Consider the following 25,298-nt stretch of genomic DNA (forward strand, 5'->3'; position numbering starts at 1 on the left):
GCGACTAGGTGGGGGCATGAACGACGCGCAGTTCGAGAGATTCGAAAGCTACCTCATCCTGCTTGCTACTACGCAACTTCGAGCAATGCGAGAGGTTAGGCTCGAACCGGTGGACCTAGTGCAAGAGACGTTCGCTCGAGCACACGCGAAAATCGATCAGTATCAGGGATCCTCGGAATCGGAACTCGCAGCATGGCTTGGCCAAATCTTGCGAAACTACGTTCGTGACCGCTTGCGAAAACTGAGTCGTGAAGTGGACGAACAACAACTGCTGCAACGTCTGGATGAGTCTTCGAAACGATTGGAAGATTGGCTGGTCTGTGGAGAGCTAACGCCCAGTCGCCGGTCGCTGCAAATGGAGCAAAAACTTCAGCTCAGCGATGCTCTCTTGACGCTGAGCGACGACCAGCGGACCGCCGTTGAACTTCGGTATATCGACAGCCTGCCGATCCGAGAAATTGCCAGCACCATGGGCCGTTCAATCGAGTCGGTAAGCGGTCTGCTGCAACGCGGGCTCCAAAAACTGCGCATCAAGCTGGACGCCAAGAATCATTCATCAAACGTCAAGGAATAATCGAACTGGATCGCACAGTCCGACACACACGCAGTCCGTTGTTCAACACTCTGTCGCTGACTAAATCATTCGCGCGATACGAACTGCGTTGACTTCTTGCCGCGTAGTCATAGGAGCCTCCTCGCAGCACACGTCGCTGGTTATCAATCACGTTTTGCTCGAGTACACGATCTGAGATGCTGGATTGTTCGCCCGCGTCAAATTGGCCGCCGTAGGGCAAATATAAATTATGACACCACTCGAACTGATTCCCCAGAATGTCAAATAGCCCAAATCGATTAGGACAGAGAAGCCCAACCTCTTGACATTGTTCACCCGCGTTTGAAATATGCCACGCGTACTTTCCTAACAGCGCAGGATCGCTGCCGTAAGGTCTGCTAGCCAAGCTGCCTGCCCGACAAGCAAACTCCCATTCAGCTTCAGTAGGCATCCGGTATCCTATAAGCTGTAGGGAGTTATCCTTTATACGCATCCCTTCAGCATATTCACCATTTTGATTGGGTTCATAGCACCATTGTTCTTCAGGAATCTGCTCTTGTTGACTCAGCCAGTTGCAGTAAGCAGCCGCTTGGTACCAGCTAATAGCTCCGATAGGACAGTTGAGTCGCAATTCCGTGCCACGTTGGTTGATCTGAAAATTTGGGGCGTGGCGCAAAAAATCAGCACGTGTAATCTCGTGCGTCGCAATCGCAAACTTGCGACCAATAAAACGCTGATGCAATTGTTCATCCCAATCTCGCGCACCTATATCTTCACTGCTCCCCATGAAAAACTGATCCGCGTCCAAGACAACCAGGGTGTGTCCCTGCCGGTTGACAATCCAACATCCGTGGCACAAATCTGCGTCGGTTGCAGTCCCCTCGCTGCTGCTGCTGGCCGCAACCGATAGAACGTCTCCGTCGCTTGAAAAACCAAAGCGTCGAAGCAAACTGCCTGCGGCACTATGTACGCCTGCATCAACGTGAGCTTTATGCAGTTGCTTCACTTGAATCTCCAAACTCGCTAGAGTTTGATCTGTGATGTCTGCGACCTGATACTCACCTATTGCCAATAGCAATGCGTACTGAAGATCCGCACTTGATTCAACAGTTAGCCGATCAAGCAGAATCTGAATCGGTACGCCGTAATCCGACATGCTATGGACTAGACTACTTCGCAAGGAAGGATCCTCAATTGCCATCAGCAAGGACCAGTCAAAGTCCTGTGGACTTATTTGGAGCGAACACATTGCCGCATTCGTAACTTGTTTAAGAGACAATGTGTCGGCATTTGAGCTGTCCCGCATCGAGTCTGGAACATTGCGATACTCGTTGATCTTGCGTTGGCAAAGTCCCAAAGCGGTCGTAGCATGAAGTCCTAACCGCTCGAACACGGCACTGTATTCAGCACTATCTGCAAGGCACAGTAAATCAAATAATCGTTCCGGCTCAGAACTATAGTGTTCACATAGCAGATCGAATGCAAATAATCGGCGGCGATTCGAGGCTTCGGATGAAGCGATGTATCGTAATGGAACGGCGAGAACGTCGAACGTTGGCTTGAACAAAGCTCGCCAAGACGCAAGTTCCGATGGCTCGACGCGTACCAGTTCATTGCAGACCCGACGAAGCGTCATTTCATCTAGCTTGGAGAAAGACGCAGGCGCAACCCAAGACAACGCTCCGGCGATGCGCAATTTTTCTCGTGGCTTCAATGCTTCGTCTGCGAGAATGGATTTGCATCGATCGACAAAAGGCGAATAGTACAGCGACAACTGCTCTGCCACGATACCAATCTCACTAGGCCGCAAATACCCAATCGATTCAAACAGCAAATCGGCTTGGGTCGGATCCCTTGCTAGTACCGCCATCGCAAGGTTTAGCCGTTGCTCTTTGTTTAACCCTGTCATGGAAGCACGCTGTTGAACTAGCGGAATTAGCTCGTCGGCCTGCATTTCAATTTTCTTCAAGATTGAGGGCAATTGACCAACAGACGCACTCAACAACGATTCCACAACGGACGCATTCTCAAGCTCCGCTCGCTGAAGTTCAGACGCGACACGATACTGATAACGGACCGTTGCAATACCGCCCAGGCCAATGACAATGGACACGCAAAGCAACGACGCATACAGCGTGAAGTGCGGACGGCGTTTTGCAAATAGCATAGCGCGGTGAATGGGATTTCTCCGACGAGCGAGTATTGGCCGCCCCGAAATCCAACGCTGCAAATCATCCGCTAGGGCCTCGGCACTCGCATATCGATCCTGTGGATTCCTGGAAATTGCCTTAAAGCAAATAGTGGCTAGATCACGCGGTACACGAACACCTAACTTGTGAAATGCAAGTGGCTCCTCACCCTTCAGTTTTTCGAACAGCTCAAGCAACGAACTTGCAGTGTGTGGACAGTGCCCAGAGAGCAACCAGTACAAGATCGTCCCAAGCCCATAAATGTCTGATAAAGTCGTGGCCTCTCCACTGCATTGCTCCAGGGCCATAAATAGCGGCGTTCCCACCATAAATTCAGAATAGGTCGACTCATCCATCGCATCCAATTTTTTCGCGATGCCAAAGTCCGCTACATATGGCCTTTCGTTCTGGTCTACTAGAATGTTCGCTGGCTTCAGGTCGCGATGAAGGATTCCGCGCTGATGCGCATAACTTACAGCGCGCGAAATTTGCACGACGATCTTCGCTGCTTCATTCGGCTCGGCCGGATGGTGGCGGTAACGATCTCGAAGACTATTTTTCTCCAGCAATTTCATCGAGAAATAATCGATGCCATCGATTTCCCCTACGTCATAGATTGGCACAATATTGGGATGATCAAGACCAGCTACCGCCTCAGCTTCGCGGCGAAACCTTCTGCGATCGCGGTCCTTGCATGGCTGACCAACACACAACTTGATGGCAACTTCGCGTTTGAGTGTGACATCGAAGGCCTTGTAGACTATCCCCATGCCGCCGCGTCCCAACAATTCGATCAGCCGATATCTTCCAAATTTGCGTGGAAGCAGTTCCTGAATGTGTCCCGTTCCACTTTTGCTCTCCACATCGCCAGTATCGTGACTTGGAGTCAATGTTTGCTGTCGTGCATCCAACGTTCGCGACGTCGTTGGAGGCAAGCCAGGAGGTACTTGCTTCGTTTTCTTATCTCCCAGCACCCGTTGCACCAAAGCCTGCGCTGCAAGATAAGACCCTAACTCCGGCGCGATCGCTTGATTGCGTTGCATCCATTCGGCCACATTGAAATCAAGCCCTTCGTCGACGGCACTCAAATACTCTGCGATCGCTAACGCCAGTCGAGGATTGTTTGAATGATTCAAAAATTCATCGACAGAGCGTGACGCAGTATTGTCGGGAGGATTGGCTTGCAACACCGAATTCAAATCGATCTTTGAGTTTGAATCGTCGAAATGATCTGCGGTGTGCTCTGACATCGGCTTTACTGAAGATAGGAAATGCCTAACGGATCCTCTATCAGTCTAAAGCCTTGCGTGCATGACGACAAACTATTTGAAAGTAATTTATCGCGATTCAAATGAGAAGCTGCTGCGGATGGGAGCGAGCTCTGGATCAAAACGTAGATCGGCGGGACGACGAAATCCGCTAGATATCGCTGAATCCAACGTCGAAATAGCTCGTTGCCGCAACTTGTCACTGTCCCAACCCGCTCGACTGACACCGGTCCGTCCAAACGATTCGGCAGCCTGCGCATAACTGCAAGCAAGCACATATTTCACTCCACTGCTGGCTTGCTCAACATCGATCCCCATCAACGACTCAAAGCACGATTCAATACGATCCAACCTCGCCGCGACTTGCGCTAACAGTGCAACGTATGCGATATTGTCAGGCTCTAGTTGATACAACTCGCTTCGCAATCGAAAACACGCTTCCCACGCACCAGTGGCTTGCTCCGTTTGATCTGACAACCAAGATGCCATCCCCAGCAAATAGTAAGCGTCCGCTAAACGCTGCTTGTAACGCAGACTCTCGCCTACATTCTGCTGGACCGCTAACATCCGCTCGACCGCTTGCTGAGCGATCTCTCTGGCTTCCTCTGTCTGATCGGTATACATGAACATCACTCCCAATTCTACCATCGCGAGAACCGTATTCTGCTGCAATATCACGTTCTGCGGATTTACTTCAGCCTTCTTGCTCAGCAGTTGGACAACCGACTGCATTTCGCTCATAGACGCATCAAGCTGCAGGCGTTGAAAGTTCAGCGAGGCAAGCGTCCAACGACTTCCGATCACTTCCATCTCCGCACTCGCACTGGACGGTTGCTTGTCAAAACTCGCCTGCCGCAGTTGAGCTGACTCGGTAAGGTAAGCTAATGCGGAATCCAAGTCGCCTTCGTCTTTTGCCAACACGCCCAGTCGACCAAGTATGGCTGCGAGGTTCTGCTGTACATCATCGCTGTCGGGTACTTCTTCCACCCATTTGCGTCGCTGCTCTAGGCTAATCAAGAAGTGCTTTTTTGCCGATTGCAGATCGCCCAAGTTGTGCTCCACGGTGCCCAGCAACTCGTGAATCGTTGACAGATTGTGACGACGGCCTGGCAGTTGTTTTTGTTGGTCCAAGGTTTCAAGTGCCGCGAGGCATTTCGCATAGCTGGCACGTGCTTGCTGCATTCGGCCAAGCTCCATGTTGACGTCACCCAAGCGACGATCGATACCAGCGGCGATGATGTTTTGAGTGACCGCATCCCCACCAGACTGCTCGATGCGATCCAAACCATCGGAGGCAACCTTTAACAACGAGCTGCGCAGTTCCAGCAGTCGTGTATCGTCCGCCATCTTGCGTTGCACTTCAAAGACCAAGGACTTCAGCGCATCGACCGCGTTCTTCTGCTGAATCAAAGCGGCTTCCGCGTTCTTGGCCGCAATCTGCTCGTTGTGTTGGGCAGCTATTGCGTTTCGACTAGCAAGTTCGGCTTGCTCCAGTGCTTCATTTCGAGCCATTTGCGCAAGCTGAGCGTTTTGCTGTGCTTCAACTTTCGCTTTCGCTTCCTGTTCTTGCGCTGCGATAGCTTGCTGAGCGTTCTGCTCTGCAGCTTTCGCTGCCTCATTTGCAGCGTTACGAGCACTAACGGCTTCTTGCTTCTGTGTAAAAATCGCTCCGGCAGCTAATGGTCCTCCGATCGCAAGGACCGCAGCGAGACCGGCCGCCGTTGCAATCAACGCGGCTTGACGTGGCTTGCGTCGACTCCAACGCACCGCTCGCTCCAGCGCGCTGACCGGTCGAGCTGCGATTGGTTCGCCTAAGATAAATCGTTGCAAATCGTCCGCGAACTCCGCGGCCGAAACATACCGTTTGTCAGGCTCTTTCTGCAAGCATTTCAAACAGATCGTCTCCAAGTCGGTCGGCAAACCGGGCTGCAGCTTCGTTGGCGCGATCGGTTCATCGTGCAACAATTGAATCAAAGTATCCGTGGGCTTGGCAGCTAAAAATGGCGGACGTCCCGTTAACGCGCAATACAACACCGCCCCCAATGAATAGATGTCTGCTGGCCGATCGACGCTGCGTTCCCCCAACGCTTGTTCCGGAGCCATATAGCTGGGCGTTCCGACAATGTCACCAGTACGACTAATGTTGCTGTCAGCTTCCAATTGTTTGGCCAATCCAAAGTCGGATAGCTTGGGTACCCCCCCGCTGGTCAGCAGAATGTTGCCGGGCTTCAAATCGCGATGGATCACGCCTGCTTGATGAGCGAAATCCAATCCGCGCGCCAACGGCATCAGGATTTTGCCGCTTCCATCGGATCCAACGGTTTGCCATCGATCTTTTCCGACAGCGATTTCCCATCGACATACTCCAACGAAAAGTACGGCATGCCTTGAAAGTCACCAATGTCGTAAATACGCACGATGTTTTCGTGTTGAAATTTGCCGACCGCGCGAGCTTCCGCCTGAAAGCGTTCTAAAGTTTCACGGCTTGCATGCGCACCGGCCAAGACCATCTTCAATGCGACATCACGACCTATACCAATCTGAGTTGCAAGGTACACGATCCCCATTCCACCGCGACCAAGGATGTCTTTCACCTCGTAACCGGGAATCGCAGGTAGCTTGGTATAATCGTGCTTTGCAGTACTGCTTGCCCCGGCAGATGCAGCCGACTTTTTACCAACCGAAAAATCAAGACTCGCACCTTCAGAAGCTTGAAAGACGAACGTGTCATCTCGAGCGGTTGGGTCGGTCCGATGAGGCAACGTTAGATCGTTTGGCTGAGCAACATAGCCATCGCTGGCCAGACGTGTCACGGAGCGGTTGAGTTCCTCCGAAGAAAACTCCATGGTCGCTTCGGCCACAGGTCTCTCGGTGGCTTGCAACTCTTCGCCGCGATAATAACTATCGATCGACGAAAGCACCTTGCTAGCTTCCGCCCGCTGCGCTTCGCTCAACACTTCCAACAGCACATTAGCCGCTGGTGGCACCCCGCCTTTCAAGGCCAATTGCCAATCGGCTTCATACCAACGCGCAAGTTCGCCAATCCAACCCGCTCGATGTGCCCATCCCAGTTTTTCTGCCGCTGGGAACAAGGACCCAGACTTCGAAGAAAACTGTTCCGTTTCTTGGCCGCTCATCATTCCGTCTTTCTGCGCCGAAAGCGATCTCCGCTTTCAAGTTCACCCGGTAGTTCGTATTACCTATCGCCGCCAGATCCTAAATCAAATCATCTTGAATATCGCTGCCGTTCTTATCCAGCACATCATCTTCCAGCGATTTGAAGAACCAATCTCTGTTCGCTTCACCCTTCAATTTATCAACCGATGTGTCATTGAGCACCGTTTGATTGGCCTTCAAGAAGAAGTTGCCGTTGCTGCGTGTCCCCGATCCTGTTCCGCGGATATTCGCGACTCTTGTATTGAAGTTCCGATTCGATGTCCACTCTTGAAGGATCGATTTTAAAGCCAGATCATGATTGTCGTAGATGGTATAGCCGCCAATCAAGATATCTTCACCTTGATCGCCTTCTATGGTGTCGGCCCCCATTCCGCCAATCAAGATATCGCGGCCATGACCGCCATCTAGGAAGTCGTCGCCATCATCGCCAATCAAGATATCATTGCCCGCTTCGCCAAAGATCTGATCATTTCCGTCGCCACCACGAATGATATCATCTCCAGCGCCCCCGTAGATCGTATCGTCGCCCGCGCCACCAAAGATCGTATCATTGCCCGTGCGGCCATCAATATAATCGTTGCCAGTTCCGCCATCGATCAGGTCGTCACCAAAACCACCGAAGATGGTATCATTCCCGGCTCCACCATAGATCTCGGTTAAATTCGTTACGAAAAAGCTCACGTCAATCAAGTCGTCGCCATCGCCGCCGTCAATAAAGATCGAATGGATTGGGTTTTCCCAGAAGATTACAACACCCGGCGATGGAAGGAAGCTGGCGAAAACAGCATACACACCAAGCAACTGGTAAACACGAATCTCGTCCGCGGCTGAGGTGCCGATGATTTGAAGCTGCCCATTGACGATCTCAACCGTCCCCCCCAAAGGTGTCACCGTTGCCAGTACCGCCTGAGTGGCCGAGGCAACCGCATTACCGTTGTCAGTTATGGTCAGCGTTACAGTGTACGTGCCACTGCTGGCGTACACATGGCTGGCCAAAATCGAACCGCCGCCGGAGAACTGTGTTACCGAGATCGCTTGAACGGTTCCATCCCCCCAGTTGATCAGCGCTGTATGATTATCCAACAGCCCAGCGTCAGTGAAAGTGGCCGTCAAGCTGACTTCGCCAGCAGTTCCCACGGCTGCAACTTCCAATAACGTAACCACCGGAGCTCGATTGGCCACAGTTACTTCGACCGCATCGAAAGCACTGGCTCCGTCGTTGTCCGTAACTGTCAGCGTGGCGTAGTAAACACCATCGTCGATCGCTGTGAAATCAAACACCAGATCGGTTGATGTTGCGACGACGTTGTTGCTTGCGTCGCGAACCTCCCACAGTACCGCATGAGTGTCCAATACCCCCACGTCAGTAAAGCTGCCCGCTAAAGTAATTGAGTCACCTTCATTTGCGACGATTGGTAATCCGGCTTCGACGATCGGCGCGACATTCGTAACGGAAATGGATACGATCTGACTGTCAAACAGCCCCGAAGCATCAGCGACTCGGATGCGAACTTGATACTCGGCATCGTCTACTCCCGTAAAGCTGAACTCGCCTGTGACTGGATTGATCGACGCACCCACCGGGAACGGCTGGCCATTGACCGGCTCAATACTCCACAGCAGATTTACGCTATCGACATCCGTCGCACTGGCTACGAACGTCAGCGTACTGCCTTCCGAAACGGTTTGGTCAACAATCAAATCCAGCACCGGTGGCTCATTGGAGAAGAATCCGCCGCCAGAGCTATCAAACAAAACGTCGCCATTAGCAGGGTTAAAGCCCAGTAGTAATTCTTTCGCCGAATTCCCGATATACGTATCCGCACCAGAACCGCCACTAAGTGTATCGCCGGCTGCAGATTGCGCGATCGTGCCGTCGAATCGATAGATGAATAACTCGTATTCCCCAGTGTCGTTGTCGGCGCATGCGATATGCAACGGATTGGCCGAACAGAAGCCGAGTATGTTAAAGCCACCCAGATAACTGGAAATCTCCGGGTGATAGAAACTGAACGTGTCGACTTCGACCGTAAACGTCTGCACTTGGCCGATCGCACCGGGCAAAATCAAATCTAACAATGTAGAATCGGTCGGCTCAAACTGATCGTCATTGAACGCACCAAGGATACTCGAATAGTAAGCGACTTTATTGCCGTTCTCGTCAAAAACGCGGACAATCGAATCAATGGGATTGAACACGCGATGACGTAACACTTGGCTGAGCACTTCGATGGTCACAACATCGCCGCCTCGGCCAGTGAAGGTGTAATAGTCGCTTTCACTTACACCGCCAGTCGTCAGATCGATACGACCTTGCACACTAATTGCCGCCGCGGACAACTCTTTTCCAGCGTTGACGCCCTGCACGACCGTGTTGGGGACCGTCAGATACGGCAGTTCGCCCAAATCAATCACACCTGTAACACCATGCAGCAAACGCATTGCCGCTTCGGAAATCATGCGGCCATTTTCCGCAAACGCAAGCTTGAGCGCTTCACGCTCGCCGAAGAATGGATTGCCCAGCGCATCGATCAACGACGTGCCAATCGATGCTGGAGATGCCATGATATGCAATCGCGTCTCTTCCGCAGCCGCTGGTCCAGTGTAAATCGGACGATAACGTCCAGCGTTATCCAGCCCCGCGAAGACGCCACTGCCCGGAGGTCCGAAGGCATCTTGATGGCGAAGGCCATAGGTGTGACCTAGCTCATGTGCAGCGATAGTGCTTGAAAGTGCGATGTAGTTTTCGCTGGTCGGTGGTAACTGGTTTACACCCGTTCCAAAGAACCCATTGACGTCGACTTGCACGAAATCTTCGATCGAAAGTTCACGCCAACCGATGCGATTGCTGATGCCACCTAACACGAATCGCGAGCCAGGCAAGTAAACTGCCGCGTTAAAGATAATCGATACGAATTGGTCCGTTGTCGGCATCGACTGCGTAAACTCGATATCAAACGGAGCATAATCCTGCTCGATGCGAGCCTGAATCGCATCTCGTTCAACTTGGCTGTACTGATACTCGCCCGGCTCGGTCGCTGAATCAAAATCCAAGAAGACGGTTCGGCGCAAACCCGCTTGCAAAATATCATCGCCATCGCGACCTTCCAGGTAATCAGCTCCTCCCAAACCATACAGCTTGTTGTTTAACTCATTACCCAACAGTCGATCGTCGAAATCGGTTCCATACACGTTTTCTAGGTTCGTGGGGATCGTCAAGTACAGGAAACCGCCCACATGTTGTGTGGCACTGACCGCGAGATCGACTTCGATCGGGGCAAAGAAGCCTCGGAAATCCAATGTATCTTCGCCGCCCAGATCCGTGATGGTCTTACTTCCCGAATCAAGGTTCGTAAAGTGATACCAGTCCGGTCCAACTCCACCGATCAAGACATCGTTGCCGCTGCTGGGTTCAAAGCGCGATCCCATCGGACTGCCGATCAGCATATCGTTTCCAGTGCCACCAACCAGCTTGACTGGCAGTGGACTCGCCGATGCGTCCAGCGTATTGCCTGAATTGCCGCCAATTAAAAGCCCGCGTTCGAACTCCGCAATAGAGAAGCTCAACGCCCCAACGCTTAACGTCGTCGCAGTCAACGTGATGTCCGCATCAGCCGCTCCGAAGATCATGTCGTTGCCTTCGCCGCCAATCAACGTGGCACTCCCACTTCCGCCACCGATCGTATCATTACCAAATCCACCGAAGATCAAATCATTTCCGCTGCCGCCGATAATTGAATCATCGCCGTTTCCGCCGCTGATCGTATTGTCGCCGCCGTATCCACCAAAGATCAGGTCGTTACCGTCGCCGCCGTCGATCGATTCGTTGCCGCTACCACCTATGATTGAATCGTTGCCATAACCGCCAAAGATCAGATCATTGCCGCTGCCACCAACGATCGTGTCGTTGCCGTTGCCGCCGTCAATCGTACTAGTCCCCACAGATCCACCGAAAATCAGATCGTTGCCATCACCGCCATCGATCGAATCGTTCCCCAAGCCAGCTCGGATCGTGTCGTTGCCGGGGCCGCCAAAGATCAGATCGTTGCCACTGCTTCCAATGATAGAGTCGTTCCCGCCACCACCATTGAGTGTGCTGTTTCCATAGCCACCAAAGATCAAGTCGTTGCCTTCACCACCATCAATGGATTCGTTACCACTGCCACCGATGATGGTGTCATTTCCAAAACCGCCAAAGATAAAATCGTTGCCTTGGCCGCCAATGATCGAATCGTTTCCGTTGCCCCCGTTAAGCGTAGATGAACCGTAGCTACCGCCGAAAATTAAATCGTTCCCACTACCACCATCGATGGACTCGTTTCCACCGCCCGAATGGATGGTGTCATCACCAAAGCCTCCAAAAATCAGATCGTTGCCACCGCTGCCGATGATCGAATCGTTTCCATTACCGCCATCGATCGTGGTATTTCCATAGCCACCAAAGATCAAATCGTTCCCTTCGCCGCCAACGATTGTCTCATTGCCACTTCCACCCACAATCGTATCATCGCCGTAGCCGCCGAAGATCAGATCGTTGCCGCCTCCGCCAATGATCGAATCATCGCCGGAGCCCGCTACAATCGTGCTCGCACCGTACGACCCGCCGAAGATCAGATCGTTACCGCTGCCACCATCGATCGAAGAATTGCCGCCGGAGGAGTAGATCGTGTCATCGCCGAAACCGCCGAAGATCAGATCATTGCCGCTGCCGCCAACGATGGAATCATTGCCACTGCCACCATCGATCGTGCTGCTGCCGGTCCCTCCGAATATCATGTCGTTGCCGTTACCGCCGACGATCGTCGATTCGCCGCTGCCTCCGGAAATGGTGTCGTCGCCATAACCACCAAAGATCAGATCATTGCCATTACCGCCAACGATCGAATCATTGCCGTAGCCGCCATCGATCGTATCGCTGCCGCCAAACAAGCTGCCAAAGATCAGGTCATTTCCACTGCCACCTATTATTGTTTGACTTCCAGAGCCCGCGTAGATCGTATCATCGCCAAAGCCTCCGAAGATCAAATCATTGCCGCTGCCACCGATGATCGAGTCATTGCCCGCTCCGCCATCAATCGTCGAAGATCCGCCAAAACCACCGAAGATCAAATCGTTGCCTTCGCCTCCACTGATCGATTGATCGCCTTCTCCAGCCACGATTGAATCATCACCGAATCCGCCGAAGATCAGGTCGTTACCGTTTCCGCCAACGATCGTATCGTTACCGCCACCGCCACTGATGGTACTGCTGCTAAACCCATCGCCCCCGAAGATCAAATCATTGCCTTCGCCGCCGTCGATCGTTTCATTGCCGCTGCCGGAAAAGATCGTGTCATCGCCAAAGCCACCGAAAATTAAGTCGTTTCCGCTGCCACCGATAATCGAATCGTTTCCTCCTCCACCGTAGATCGTATCATCACCGAAGCTGCCGAAGATCAAGTCGTTGCCTTCACCGCCGTCGATCGATTCGTTGCCTTCGCCCGACAGAATCGAGTCATCGCCAAACCCGCCAAAAATTAAATCGTTACCACCACCGCCGATAATCGAATCATCGCCGTTGCCGCCATCGATCGTTGCATCGCCAAAAGAACCGCCAAAGATCAGATCGTTGCCATCGCCACCACCTAACGAGTCGTTACCGCCTCCTGAATAGATGGTGTCATCACCCAAGCCACCAAAGATCAAATTGTTTTCCGTGCTGCCCGTGAAGACATCTTTAAAGGGCGTTCCGATTGCATTTTCAAAACTACCCAGCAGCGACACCGTCCCACCTGTACGAACCGTTTGAATTTCACCTGAACTCAAACTTAAGTCCAACGTGACTCCATCAGCTTCATCGCTGGACGCTGTCGTCACGCCACTGAAGTCCAGCGTGTCATTTCCGCCAAAGTCCGTGAGTGTTTTGCTGCTAAAACCCCAGATGCGAATCACGTCATCCCCAGATCCCGTGACGGCAGTATCATCGCCTTCACTAACGTCAACGATGTTATTTCCATCGCCAGCCAAGATCAAATCGTTGCCCGGCCCGCCAATCAAGATGTCGTTCCCACTGGACGCAATGATCGTGTCGTCGCCGTCTCCCGCATCGATGTATGCGTCTATGTCCAACAACGAGTTGATCGTGATCGTGTCGTTGCTACCGGCGGCGGCAATAATCACGACATCGCTAATGGGGAAATCTTGCGAGCTAATCAACGCTCCAGTTTGCACCGTAACGGTCACTTCCCCAGCTTGCGTTCCTGGATCAATAGTGATCACATCTGCTAGGTCAGTGCCCGCTACAAAGATCGCTGTCGCCGTGGCTGAACCACTGTCATCATCGGTCACGGTAATTTGCACCGTTCCACTGCTAGCCGCTGGTCTTGGGAACTCAATAGTCGCTTGATCAACCACGGTACCAACCGGAATGGGAACTCCAACCTGCCAATGGTAGACGAACGTATCTTCCGGCGAAGGGTCCGTCACGATCGCTCGCAGTCGAACCGTCGTCGGATCACTACCGTTGTCTTCCAAGCGGACAGTAGGCGCTACGTTGGCCACCAGAACATTGGTAAAGGTGCTGCTGTTGCCGCCGTCTTTGTCAGTCACCGATACGCGAATCTGATACGAGTCGATGGGACTGCCGGTTGGATTGTCGTCTGCGTAAATGTGCGTCGCAGTAAAACTGCCAACACCAGCATCAAGATTCAAAATCAAATCGGGCGAACCATCGCCCCAGCGGATGCTTACGATTTGCGAGTCTTCAAGACCAGGGTCCACAATCGAACCTGTAAGCGTAAACATGCTGCCTTCAGGAATAACCGTCAGCGGCGAACCGTTGGCGTCGAGCACTTGCAGACTAGCTAAAGGAACTGTTGGTACCGCGTTGGCCACAGTAACGCTCCGCAAAGCCGTTGCCGTCGCTCCCTCATCATCACGAACCGTAAGCTCGATTATATAGCTGCCATTATCCACGGGAGTAAACGTAAACTGGTCACCGACGCCATCCAAGATCGGCTCGCCATCCTTAAGCACTAGCCACTCTTTGGTCAGCACATCCAGCACGCCGGGATCGGTCGCGATGGCAGTGAAGCTCAACGTGCTGCCTTCGACACCACTGGTTGGCCCAAGGATCGCTGCCGATGGCGGCAAGTTCTGGATCACAACCGACTGCGTTACAGTAGCTGCGCCCGTGTCATCATCACGAATAGTCACCGTAACTTGATCGCTATTGTTTGCGAACAAGTGCGGGACGCTAAAGGATCGTGCGCCTAGTGGCAGTACAACCGTCTGCACCGCAGTCCCATCTCCCCAATCGATCAACAAAGTATGTTGGTCTTCGCCGGCGTCTTCGAACGAGCCGATCAGCGTGGCCGAACTGCCTTCAAAACCTGTTGCTGGAACCAACTGCAATGGACCGCTGAACTGCGGCGCTTGATTCTCAATCGTGACGAGGATCGATCCCGCTCCCGTCGCACCATCATCGCGATCGCTGACGATGACGGTAATCGTGTAAGTCGCGGTCGGAACTCCGGTCGGCTTGTCATCGCGATAGATATGTTGCCCGGTAAATCCGCGTGGGTCTGGGAAGCCTGGAGCAGCACTTGGTACAAAGATCGTCGTGACGGGCGTGCCATCACCCCAATCGATCGTCACATCATGACCATTGTTGGTATCGGCGTTGTCGAACAAGCCATCCAGCCGCACGGTACTGCCTTCTACGAAGACCTGCAGCGGTTGTCCAAAGCCATCTTCGCCGAGGACTTCCGTCAAGATCAGATCGCTGGAAGCAATCGTCGGCGGCAAATTGTTGGTCGCGCCAATGGCAAACGAAAACTCGCTGCTATTGCCCGCGGTATCGGTCGCGATGGCCGTGATGACTTCACCCGAAAGAGTCGCCGCGCCGATGGTAACGTCGAACACCGCTAGTCCACTTAAGTTGGTGGAAACAGAAGTAGATCCGAGGTACCTTTTTCCTTCGCCGTGACCGCTGCTATCGACGGCCGTGGAAGTATAAAAATCGATGAAGAATGTTTCGCTTGGTACGCTATCAAGCTGGCCGACAATACGCGTTGCGCCACCGGCCGTCGCGTTATTGAGCGTAGGATAATTCTGCAAACCGCTGGGTCCAATATCGCCGTCGCCACTGTCATTGGCGGTGACTCCATCGTTACCCAGATCGATGCCCAATCCAACGTTATCAAAGATCGCATTGCCGCGAATGGCCGCTCGACCGCTACCGGTCACAACCACCCCGGCGGAGTTGAACGCAATACGATTAGCTTGGTTAGCCGCCACGCCACCGACCACTGCCCAACCATTGGTAACACTGATCCCTGGCCCGCTATTGCCAAGATCAAACACGCCGGTAATGTCCGTGCCAATTCGATTGTTAAGGATTTCGTTGGAGTTTCCGCTACTGTGCAACACTCCACCAGTCGCATTACCGCTGATCAAATTCCCGCCATGGAGTACACTCAATCCGATTTGATTGCCCGCGGAGCTATTCTCGATGCTGATTCCGTAACCTTGATTGCCCATCGCCAAGGTGCCAGTCACATCTGTGCCGATGTAGTTGCCGGCAATGGTATTGCTAGTCGGGCTAATCCCGATGAAAGTTGAAAGACTGATCCCCGCTCCCGAATTGCCAGAGACTACATTCCGTTCAGATTCATCAGCAACGCCATCGCCGTTGGTTCCGATGATGTTAGATTGAACGCCGTTTTGCAGCAAAACGCCCTGTGCGGCCACGTTTGGGATAAGGCTGGTCCCTGTCGCATCAGTGCCAATCAGATTGCCATAAATCCAGTTATTGTCCGAGCCGACTTCACGTATCAAGACACCGCGTTGATTACCTGATATGACATTGTTGGAAGCGACATTTGATGCCGCCCCAAAGCCCAAAGTCAAGCCGTTCCCGCCATTTCCGATCGCAGACGTTCCTGCGGCATCTGTGCCAATAAAGTTGCCTTGAATTGTGTTTAGGGTAGCACCAGCGTTGCGAAGCTCAATACCTTGAATCCAGTTACCTGAAACGATGTTCCGAGAGCTCGAATCCACACCACCAATAACGTTACCTGCCCCCTGAATGAAAATCCCACGCCCTTGATTGGACAACGCTTGGTTTCCCTGTACGTTTACACCAACGTAATTACCCTGGACAACATTACTGTTTGAATCGATTTGGATACCTGAGCCTACATTACCGCTGATTAAGTTTCGATGACCAATCAAAGTCCCACCGATCACATTACTTGCAGCGCCAGTTCCAACAAATACCCCTGTACTACCATTGCCAATGGCAAGTGTTCCCGATATGTCCGTTCCCACATAGTTTCCGGAAATCGTATTGAGACTCGTACCGGTTCCCGACAGCGAGATACCGCTGGTCGTATTGCCGCTGACTACATTTCTTTCGTCTGCATTGGGACCGCCAATTGTATTACCAGTCGAACCACTGCTAATGTTGATTCCGAGTCCCGTGTTTGGAATTGCAAACTTGCCTGTTGGATCAAGTCCAACAATATTGCCTTGTACCAGATTGTTGTTGGATGGGCCTCCCGCACCGCCGAACTGTTGAATTGAGATTCCCAAGCTGGTATTTCCGGACACAACATTACCAATGGCAGTATTGCTTGTCGAAAAATCAACAAAGCCAATGCCGGCTACTTGATTGGGAACTGCGAACGTCCCGCTCGCATCCAAGCCAACCCAATTCCCTTGCGCCACGTTCTGCGTCACGTTGGCACCGGAAAACGCGATCCCCGCTAATGTATTGCCGCTGATATAATTCCGATGTTCAGGCAGTGGTCCACCAATAATATTCTGCTTAGCGGCATTCTGGATCAAGATCCCTGAGTTATCGTTGGTAATCGCCGCATTGCCCGCAGCATTCAAGCCGATAAAATTACCGATGACCGTATTGAATTGAGTCGCTGGACCACTCAACAAGACCCCTCTGGAAACGCCGGTATTCGAATTGCCGGAGATAACATTTCGGGCAGCAAGCGTTGTACCACCGATCGTGTTGTTGGTTGCTCCAGACAGCAACACAACTCCGCTCCCCCTGTTTCGAATGGCGGTACTGCCGGTAACATCGATACCGATGTAGTTGCCTGCAATGCGGTTTTCGGAAGTGCCAGCGCCACTTATCTCGATTCCATGGGAAATATTGCCTGAAATCAAATTACCTTCTACCGCATCGCCGACTCCATCACTATTCGTACCAATGATGTTTCTCGTTGAACCAGCTGCTATCAGTACTCCCCGGCTAGCGTTCCCCAACGCCTGCGTTCCCGTGATGTCCGTGCCAATGAAGTTCCCGGCGACGATGTTGTCTGATGGGACTGGACTACCGCTTTGCTGCCAAATCCAAACGCCAGATCCTAGGTTAGCTGAAATGATGTTGCGTTCGTGAAGATCTGATAATCCGTCAGCATTAGTGCCGATTCGGTTGAAACTGGCACCGTCTTTAATTTCGACTCCCATCCCACTATTCGGCAGCGGTAGAGTACCCGTGATGTCCGTTCCAACAAGATTTCCAGCAACCACGTTGTGATTGGAATTCACTCCATCAATCCATAATCCATTCCATCCATTGTTTCCAGAAATCAGATTTCCTTCGACCGCATCTCCAATTCCATCTCCATTGGTTCCAATCACGTTGTATTGTGAACCGGCCGAAATCAAGACACCACCCGATACAGTCCTACCATTGGCAACGGAGACTGTGCCGGTTATGTCTGTACCAATGAAATTGCCAGCAACCGTCGTATAAGTTGCATTCAACAACCACAAACCATAGTTGATATTCCCCGACAGGATATTTCGTTCAAGCTGATCACTGACACCGTCAGCGTTCGTCCCAATGCGATTGAAGGACGCGCCATCCTGAACCACAATACCATGATTGTTTTCGATGCTCTGCGTACCGGTAAGATCAGTGCCTATTAGATTCCCCGCCACGATATTGTTGTCCGTACCCGCGCCGAAAATCAAAACTCCGTTCTGGACATTAGCGGAGATCACGTTGCGTTCGCTCTGGTCTCCAATGCCATTTCCGTCTGTACCTACTCGGTTTTGACTTGCGCCTCCTGTAAATACGATCCCGGAGTGGCTGTTACCCATTGCGGTCGAGCCAGACACGTCGACTCCGATGTAGTTTCCGGCAATTACGTTGGAGTTGGTGCCGCTGCCGATTAAATACATGCCCGAATGTAAGTTACCAGAAATGACATTTCGCTCATTAGCGTTGTAGGCATCATTGCTTCCGTTTGTCCCAATGATGTTTCCGTTGGCACCAGCATTCATCCAAATGCCTGAATGACCATTTGGCAATGCGACCAGTCCCGTCACGTTGGTGCCAATGAAGTTTCCAGCGATGACATTACCAGTTGTACCTGCTCCAGAGAGCCACAATCCGTTCGTCCCGTTGCCGGAAATGATGTTTCGTTCCTGTGTATCATTGACTCCGTCTCCGTCTGTTCCAATGCGGTTTCCAGAAGCCCCTCCCGTAATCGCTATACCTTGCACTGCATTCGGAATCGCTGCTAAGCCAGTCGAATTGGTTCCAACAAAGTTTCCTTCAACTGCGTTGTTTGTGGAAAGCGAACCTGTAATCTCGATTCCAAAAGTACTGTGGCCACTAATTACATTTCGAGCCCCAGCAACATTCCCGCCTATAAGGTTGCCGTACGAGTTTTCGATCTTTACGCCAGCCCCAGCCGCTCCGAAATCGAGTGTACCTGTAATGTCGGTACCAATATAGTTACCTTGGATAGTGGTGTTATAGCCCGTGGGGAACGCACCGAACTGAATGACTAGGATGCCGTTCCCGGTACCACCAGCGATGATATTTCTTTCGGCGGCCAATAGTCCGCCGATACGATTGTCATGGGCGTCATTGCCAATGGCTATACCATGCAGTTGGCTGCCCAACAACGCGGTACCCAGCGGATTGGTTCCAATCAAATTCCCAGCAATCACATTGTCTTGAGCGCCTGGATCTGCGATCAAGATGCCACCTTGGTTGCCGCTGCCCACAACCACGTTCGCTTCCAACGCATCGGCGATTCCATCCGCGTTGGAACCGACCAGCGTGCGCTTGCTACCTGAAATTGAAATACCGTCCGCTCCATTGCCCAGCGCAGCATTCCCAGCAGCGTTCAACCCAACCCAATTGCCCGCGATCACATTATCATTGGAGTCACCTGCAATAAAAATTCCCGCCGAGCTATTGCCGGCCACCACATTGCGTTCGCCAGCATTGAAAGCGTCATTGGATCCGTCGGTTCCAATACGATTGAAGGCCGCTCCTCCGGCAATACGAATGCCGCGGCCTGGATTCACGAGGGACGCAGTTCCCGATGCGTTCAGGCCCGCGTAGTTTCCAGCGACCACGTTAAAGTTAGTACCAACGCCAAACAGATTGATGTTCGCCTCTTGGCTGATCGACCCGTTCCCAGAGACGACATTGCGTTCGGCGGCATCGTCGACACCATCTCCATCGGAACCAATGCGGTTGAACTGAGCTCCGCCATCAATAAATACACCGTAGTCTTGATTGGCGATGCGCAGATTCCCAGTGACATCTGTGCCAATGTAGTTGCCGACAACAACGTTATTGTCGGTGCCAGCACCCGAGATTTGCACGCCATAGGTCGTGTTACCGCTGATCAAATTCCGAGATGCGAGCGACGTACCACCGATGATGTTGTTCGAGGCCCCGTTATCGATCAAAACTCCTACATTGTTTGGAATCGCAGAAACACCGCTGGCATTCGTTCCAATAAAGTTACCCTCAACGGCGTTATTTGTTGTTCCAACGCCAAAGATAGCGATGCCTTGGCTCCGGCCGGAAATAACATTATTCCTGATTAATGCCCCTGATGTCGTATTGCCAACTAAGATGCCTCCTTGCCCTGCGGAGCCAACCTGTTGAGTACCAGTTCGATCGACACCGATATAATTGTTTTGTACAACAGCCCCATCGGCATTGTCTAAAAATATGTGACCTAAGTTGCCAGAAACAAGGTTTCGCAAATCGTCCGTTGAACCACCAATGAGAATGCCTGTACCGCTTGCACGGATGTCGTTGTAACCCAACCCGAGTGGTAGCGTACCTGTGATATCAGTTCCAATCATGTTGCCTTGAACAGTGGCGTTATTACTAACTCCGATAAGATTGAAGCCGCCGCCGCTACCAACAATGAGATTTCCGGCACCTTGTAATTCGCCGCTGGACCAATCGCTGGAACCGCCTATTGTCCAGTTCGATCCGGCAGATTGATGTATCGCTCGCTGGCCATTCACCAGGGCATCAGTGCCAGCCACATTCGTACCAATTCGATTTCCTTGTATCGTGACATTCACTGAGTCGTTCAAGGTAATTCCAGAGTGAACGTTACCAGAAATAACGTTGCCCTCTCCGGGCAGGCTACCACCAATAGTCAATGAGCCGCTCATGCCCGAACCGCCAATGCCCGCATCTGCGTTCGGCAGAGCGGCATTTCCGGTTATGTCAGTACCAATGAAATTGCCACGAATAATCGTACCGTTCGAATTCCCATCCACCGAAATTCCGTTTCCGTCGTTGAACCAGAATCCGATGTTTGTGGTCGCGGAAATCACGTTCCTTGCTGAGGCGGTTGAGCCGCCCACCACAGTATTATTGGAATCAGTGATCCAAATCCCGTTTGCTGAGTTCCCCAGCGCACTTAATCCATCCGCTGTCGTACCGATCAAGTTGCCTTGTATGTTTGTCGTGCCGGAGGATACCGAACTGATCGAAATGCCGTTGGTATTCCCAGATATCACGTTTCCATAGCCGACTACAGTTCCACCAATGGTTGTATTCGAAGCGGCGTTGACTTGAATACCATTGGCGTTTGGAATGGCCGTGCTTCCGGTCGAGTCCGTGCCAATGAAATTGCCACGCACCGAGTTGTTATTTGCAAAGAAACCAGCAATCTCAACTCCATTGCTTAGGTTACCTGAAATGATATTGCGGCCCAGCAACGTCCCGTCTCCAATCTGGTTGCCAACTCCTTCGCCGATATAAACACCTCTTTCGTTATTTCCCAAGGCGAATGTGCCCGTTGCATCCAACCCGATGATGTTTCCGACAACGACGTTATCCTCCGCGCCAGCATGGCCCATATGAATTCCGTGAAACTGATTGCTGCTGATGACGTTTCCACGAACGGTTGTTTCGCTGGAACCAGCGCTAATTTCAACCCCTGAGCCTTGATTGGCTAAAGATGCTAATCCTGACTGACTCACACCGATATAGTTTCCTTCGACAAGGTTACTTGCGGCAGCAAGCACTGATATCCCGCTAGCTAGGTTTCCACTAATGATGTTCCGATCGCTTGGGTTTGGCCCACCGATCGTATTGAAGTTACCTTGCAGCCGAATCCCTTGCAGCAAATTTCCTAATGCCAAAGTCCCGGTAACGTCGGTACCGATCAAATTCCCCAACACGGAATTGGATGCCCCAAGAATCCAGACGCCAATTCCATCATTGCCGCTAATCAGATTGCCAGCACCAGCCAAACTTCCGCCGATCGTATTGCCGGTCGCTGAAACACGGATGCCTTCTAAGTTAGGAATTGCGGTAATCCCTGCCACATCCGTTCCAATGAAGTTGCCGGCAACTGTATTTCCGACCGCGTTCACACCGCTGATCACGATACCGCGCTGGCCGTTGCCCGAGATAATGTTGCGTGCCAGCGGATCAGTGCCGCCGATGGTATTGCCTGCTGTCCGAATGTCGATTCCATCAAATTCATTACCCAGCGCTCCAGCGCCTGTCACGTCGACTCCGATGTAATTGCCAGCGATCAACGTCGAAGTCGGATCGGCTGTGAACGACTCGATCAACACTCCAGTGTCATTGCCTGAAATGACGTTGCCCGCGCCGGCGATGGCGCCACCAATGGTCGTTCCCACGGCAGAGATGATCTGAATACCAGTATCGTTGCCGCGATCCAGCAAGCCGGTGATATCGGTACCAATGAAGTTGCCCTGGATTGTGTTGGCGGTAGTGGTAGCGCCCGTAATTTGGATGCCTTCGTTGTTGCCGCTGATCACATTACGGGCACCAGGGGCGGTGCCACCGATTAAGTTATTCGAAGTTGTTATTTGAACTCCGAAACTGTTGCCCAAAATTGCATCACCGGCGGCGTCCAAGCCGATGATGTTGCCTTGCACTGTCGAAGCACCATTGACAAAGATATAGACGCCTTGTTGAGCGTTCGCGGAAATGAGATTGCCAGCCCCGGCGGTCGTTCCACCCACGGTTGTGCCAGGTGCGTTTCCAATAGCAATACCGGTATAGTTGCCGCGAGCCAGCGAACCGGTGATATCGGTGCCGATATAGTTGCCTTGAATCACCGTATTGAGATTCGATCCGCTGGCACTGAAGCCAATGCCCGCTTGGTTCGCAGCACCGAAGCCTGAAATGATGTTGCGAGCTTCTATCACACCGTCCACATTTCCATCCGCTCCGTCATCGCCACCGATTCGCGCACTGAGTCCGCCTTGCACGCGAATACCTTCGCCGGAAATGGTGATGTCGGTCGTCCCGTCGGCGGCAAGTCCAATGATGTTGCCGCGAATCAGCGTTGTATTGCCGGCCGAAGAAGCGAGTAGGATACCTCTGGAAGTTGTGCCGGCGATCACGTTCCCCGGGCCAGTTCCCGGCGTCGTCGTAAAACCACCGATCTGAGTGTTCGCGGCACCACTGGCGATGTTGATGCCGATAGCTCCGCCCAGTGGCAGTAGCCCAGTCACATCAGTCCCAATTCGATTCCCTTGAATGACAAAATCACTGGCATTGACGTCGATGTTGATTGCGTAGCCGGCAACCGTGTTGTCAACGATCTGCAAACCAGGACGCGAGCCAACGGTACTGGAGATGCCTGATGTTCCACCCGTGACGAGCTCATCTCCGGTAACGTTCAAACCGATGATGTTGCCTTGAATCAAGCCACCCGCCGCACCGTTGCTGCTGGTAATCTGAGAACTCGTATTGCCAGATATCAGGTTCCCTTGCCCCGCAAGCGGACCGCCGACGGTTCCGAAGGCACCGTTTTGGCTGAGCACTCCTCGCAGGTTGCCTCGAGCTTGCGTTCCGGTCGCATCGGTGCCGATAAAGTTGCCAACAATCAAAGAACCCGGCGCCGCATTCAATTGCACTCCGCTTCCCGTGTTACCGCTGATCACATTGCGACTGGCAACTGACGCTCCACCAACCGTGTTTTCTCCAACGAAGATATTGGTCAATTGCACTCCTACAGCGTTAGCAATTACCGTATCGCCATCTGCGGCCAGTCCGATGTAGTTGCCCGCGATCACATTGTTGATCGTGCCTGTACCAGAAAGTGCAATCCCATAACTATTTCCACTGGGGTTCGCGACGCTGCCGCCGATAATGTTTCGCTCTAGACTATCGGAAGTCCCGTTCGCATCCGTACCGATCCGCGTATTCGCTGTTCCTTCGCCCAACGAGATACCAGCTTGCCCACCAGCGATCGCCGCAGTACCTGCCGCATTGAGCCCGATGATGTTGCCAGCGATAATCGAATTGTCAGCTCCATCAATGCGAATGCCTATGTCGCTGTTACCCGAGATGATGTTTCGCTCGAGCGCATCGCTCACGCCGTCGCCGTCTGTACCGATGATAGTGCCCGTAACCAAGTTATCAAACAGCCAAATGCCATACTGCTGTGTCCCCACGGCCGCTGTACCACTTGGATTAAGACCAATGATGTTGCCCGCGATCGTGTTGTCTTCAGAGCCGCTTTGCAGATAAACGCCCACCGAGTTATTACTGCTAATGACGTTGCCTTCGTTGGCATCATTCACGCCATCGCCATCGGTACCGATAAAGTTGTTGTCGCCGATGTAGATCCAAACGCCGCCGCTGGCGTTCCCGCCGCTAGAACCGTCGGCTCGTACACCGATATAGTTCGATTGAATCCTGATATTGTTATTGTTGACAATGATCCCTGCAAACGACCAATCGACGATCGACAACCCTCGCACGATTGAGTTCGCAGCATTGATTTGGAGACCATTGGTCGGCGCGACAATGTTGCTTCCGTCCAGTTCAATCAACGGCGCCCCGCTGTAGCCAGGCTGTGTCCTGCCGTCAATAATGATCGTCTGGCTGATATCTGGCAGGGCACCCAGCGGTGCAATCACATGTGGCCCTGGACCACTGATTCCGAAAGTGATCACGTCGGGACCTGCACTTGAGTTCGCATCCTCGATCGCTTGGCGCAGCGATCCAGCGCCGCTATTGGCCACCGTTTCCACTTGACGCATGCCACTGATCGAAGTCAGCACCACATCGTTCCCCGTTCCACCGACATAACTGATCGTGAAGAAGTTGTTGTCGCCGATTTGAACCGTTGCGCCTTCTGGCAACCCCGCAAAATTGCCAACTACTGGATCGACCCCATCGTTGTTGATGATGATATAGCTTTCGCCGAACGAAAAGTCACTCCAGCGGATGACGTCCAAATCGCCCGCTAACGTCACTGTCCCAGTCACATTGACTTGGTCGTAATCTGTCCCAGGGTTCGCGCCTTGGCCGCCGATTTCAATCTCAAGCGTTGCCCCAAGAATGAGTTCGAAGTCGCCGGTGTTCAAGATACCAGGACTGTTTCCGGGACTAGCCCTACCGCCGCTTTGAATCGTGGTCGCGCCGACAATGGTGCCGGACCCCTTCAAGTTGGATCCCGAAGCGACAGTCACATTCGATGCCAACGTTCCGTTGACTACGAGCGTTCCTTCCTGACAGAAGCTTGACATATCATTGAGATGACCGACATCCGGCCCAACCGCCACAATATCGATTGCCAATAGTTTCCTAGCATCCAGCGGTTCGATCTGCAATGACCTCCAACTCTGGCGAAACAAACGTCGGAAGTTTCGTTGCCGACCGGCAGCCCTCAATCGTAATCGGCGAAGGTTTTCCAAAAGCGTGCGGCGGCGGGAGAGTTTTGGATACATGCGAGCGAACACTTGGTAGGTGGGAAGAACGAAGTCTGAGGGGCAACTTCAGAAATCAAGCCAAACGCTCCGCGGTTTTGACAATCCAACCGAAGTAGAGCATGAAGCGCAAAC

At 52.5% G+C, this 25,298-nt stretch carries 5 protein-coding genes; 1 reads left to right on the forward strand and 4 read right to left on the reverse strand.

All coding sequences use genetic code 11. The features are described 5' to 3' along the window. Positions 1–16 precede the first annotated feature (16 nt). Entirely contained in the window at positions 17–574 is a 558-nt protein-coding gene (locus tag SH302x_RS17485) for a sigma-70 family RNA polymerase sigma factor (protein WP_479363724.1), read from the forward strand. Here SH302x_RS17485 and SH302x_RS17490 read toward each other — a convergent pair. The 4 genes from SH302x_RS17490 to SH302x_RS17505 form a co-directional block, all read right to left on the reverse strand. Further along, positions 564–3,992, reverse strand: coding sequence for a bifunctional serine/threonine-protein kinase/formylglycine-generating enzyme family protein (locus SH302x_RS17490; protein WP_479363725.1), 3,429 nt, complete (start codon positions 3,990–3,992; stop codon positions 564–566). The genes SH302x_RS17485 and SH302x_RS17490 overlap by 11 nt on opposite strands. 87 nt (positions 3,993–4,079) lie before the next feature. After that, positions 4,080–6,299 carry a serine/threonine protein kinase gene (locus SH302x_RS17495; RefSeq protein WP_479363727.1) on the reverse strand — a complete coding sequence of 740 codons (2,220 nt, stop codon included), beginning with the start codon at positions 6,297–6,299 and terminating at the stop codon, positions 4,080–4,082. Further along, positions 6,299–7,150 carry a protein kinase domain-containing protein gene (locus SH302x_RS17500; protein ID WP_479363728.1) on the reverse strand — a complete coding sequence of 284 codons (852 nt, stop codon included), beginning with the start codon at positions 7,148–7,150 and terminating at the stop codon, positions 6,299–6,301. Before SH302x_RS17500 ends, SH302x_RS17495 begins: the two co-directional genes overlap by 1 nt. A gap of 76 nt (positions 7,151–7,226) precedes the next feature. Then, positions 7,227–25,184 carry a PKD domain-containing protein gene (locus SH302x_RS17505; protein ID WP_479363729.1) on the reverse strand — a complete coding sequence of 5,986 codons (17,958 nt, stop codon included), beginning with the start codon at positions 25,182–25,184 and terminating at the stop codon, positions 7,227–7,229. Between the last annotated feature and the right edge of the window lie 114 nt (positions 25,185–25,298).

This window comes from Njordella calcicola (assembly GCF_056494125.1).

Coding starts and splice junctions, on each gene's coding strand:
- SH302x_RS17485 (WP_479363724.1), top strand. CDS start 17: ATGAACGACGCGCAGTTCGAGAGATTCGAAAGCTACCTCATCCTGCTT.
- SH302x_RS17490 (WP_479363725.1), bottom strand. CDS start 3,992: ATGTCAGAGCACACCGCAGATCATTTCGACGATTCAAACTCAAAGATC.
- SH302x_RS17495 (WP_479363727.1), bottom strand. CDS start 6,299: ATGCCGTTGGCGCGCGGATTGGATTTCGCTCATCAAGCAGGCGTGATC.
- SH302x_RS17500 (WP_479363728.1), bottom strand. CDS start 7,150: ATGATGAGCGGCCAAGAAACGGAACAGTTTTCTTCGAAGTCTGGGTCC.
- SH302x_RS17505 (WP_479363729.1), bottom strand. CDS start 25,184: ATGTATCCAAAACTCTCCCGCCGCCGCACGCTTTTGGAAAACCTTCGC.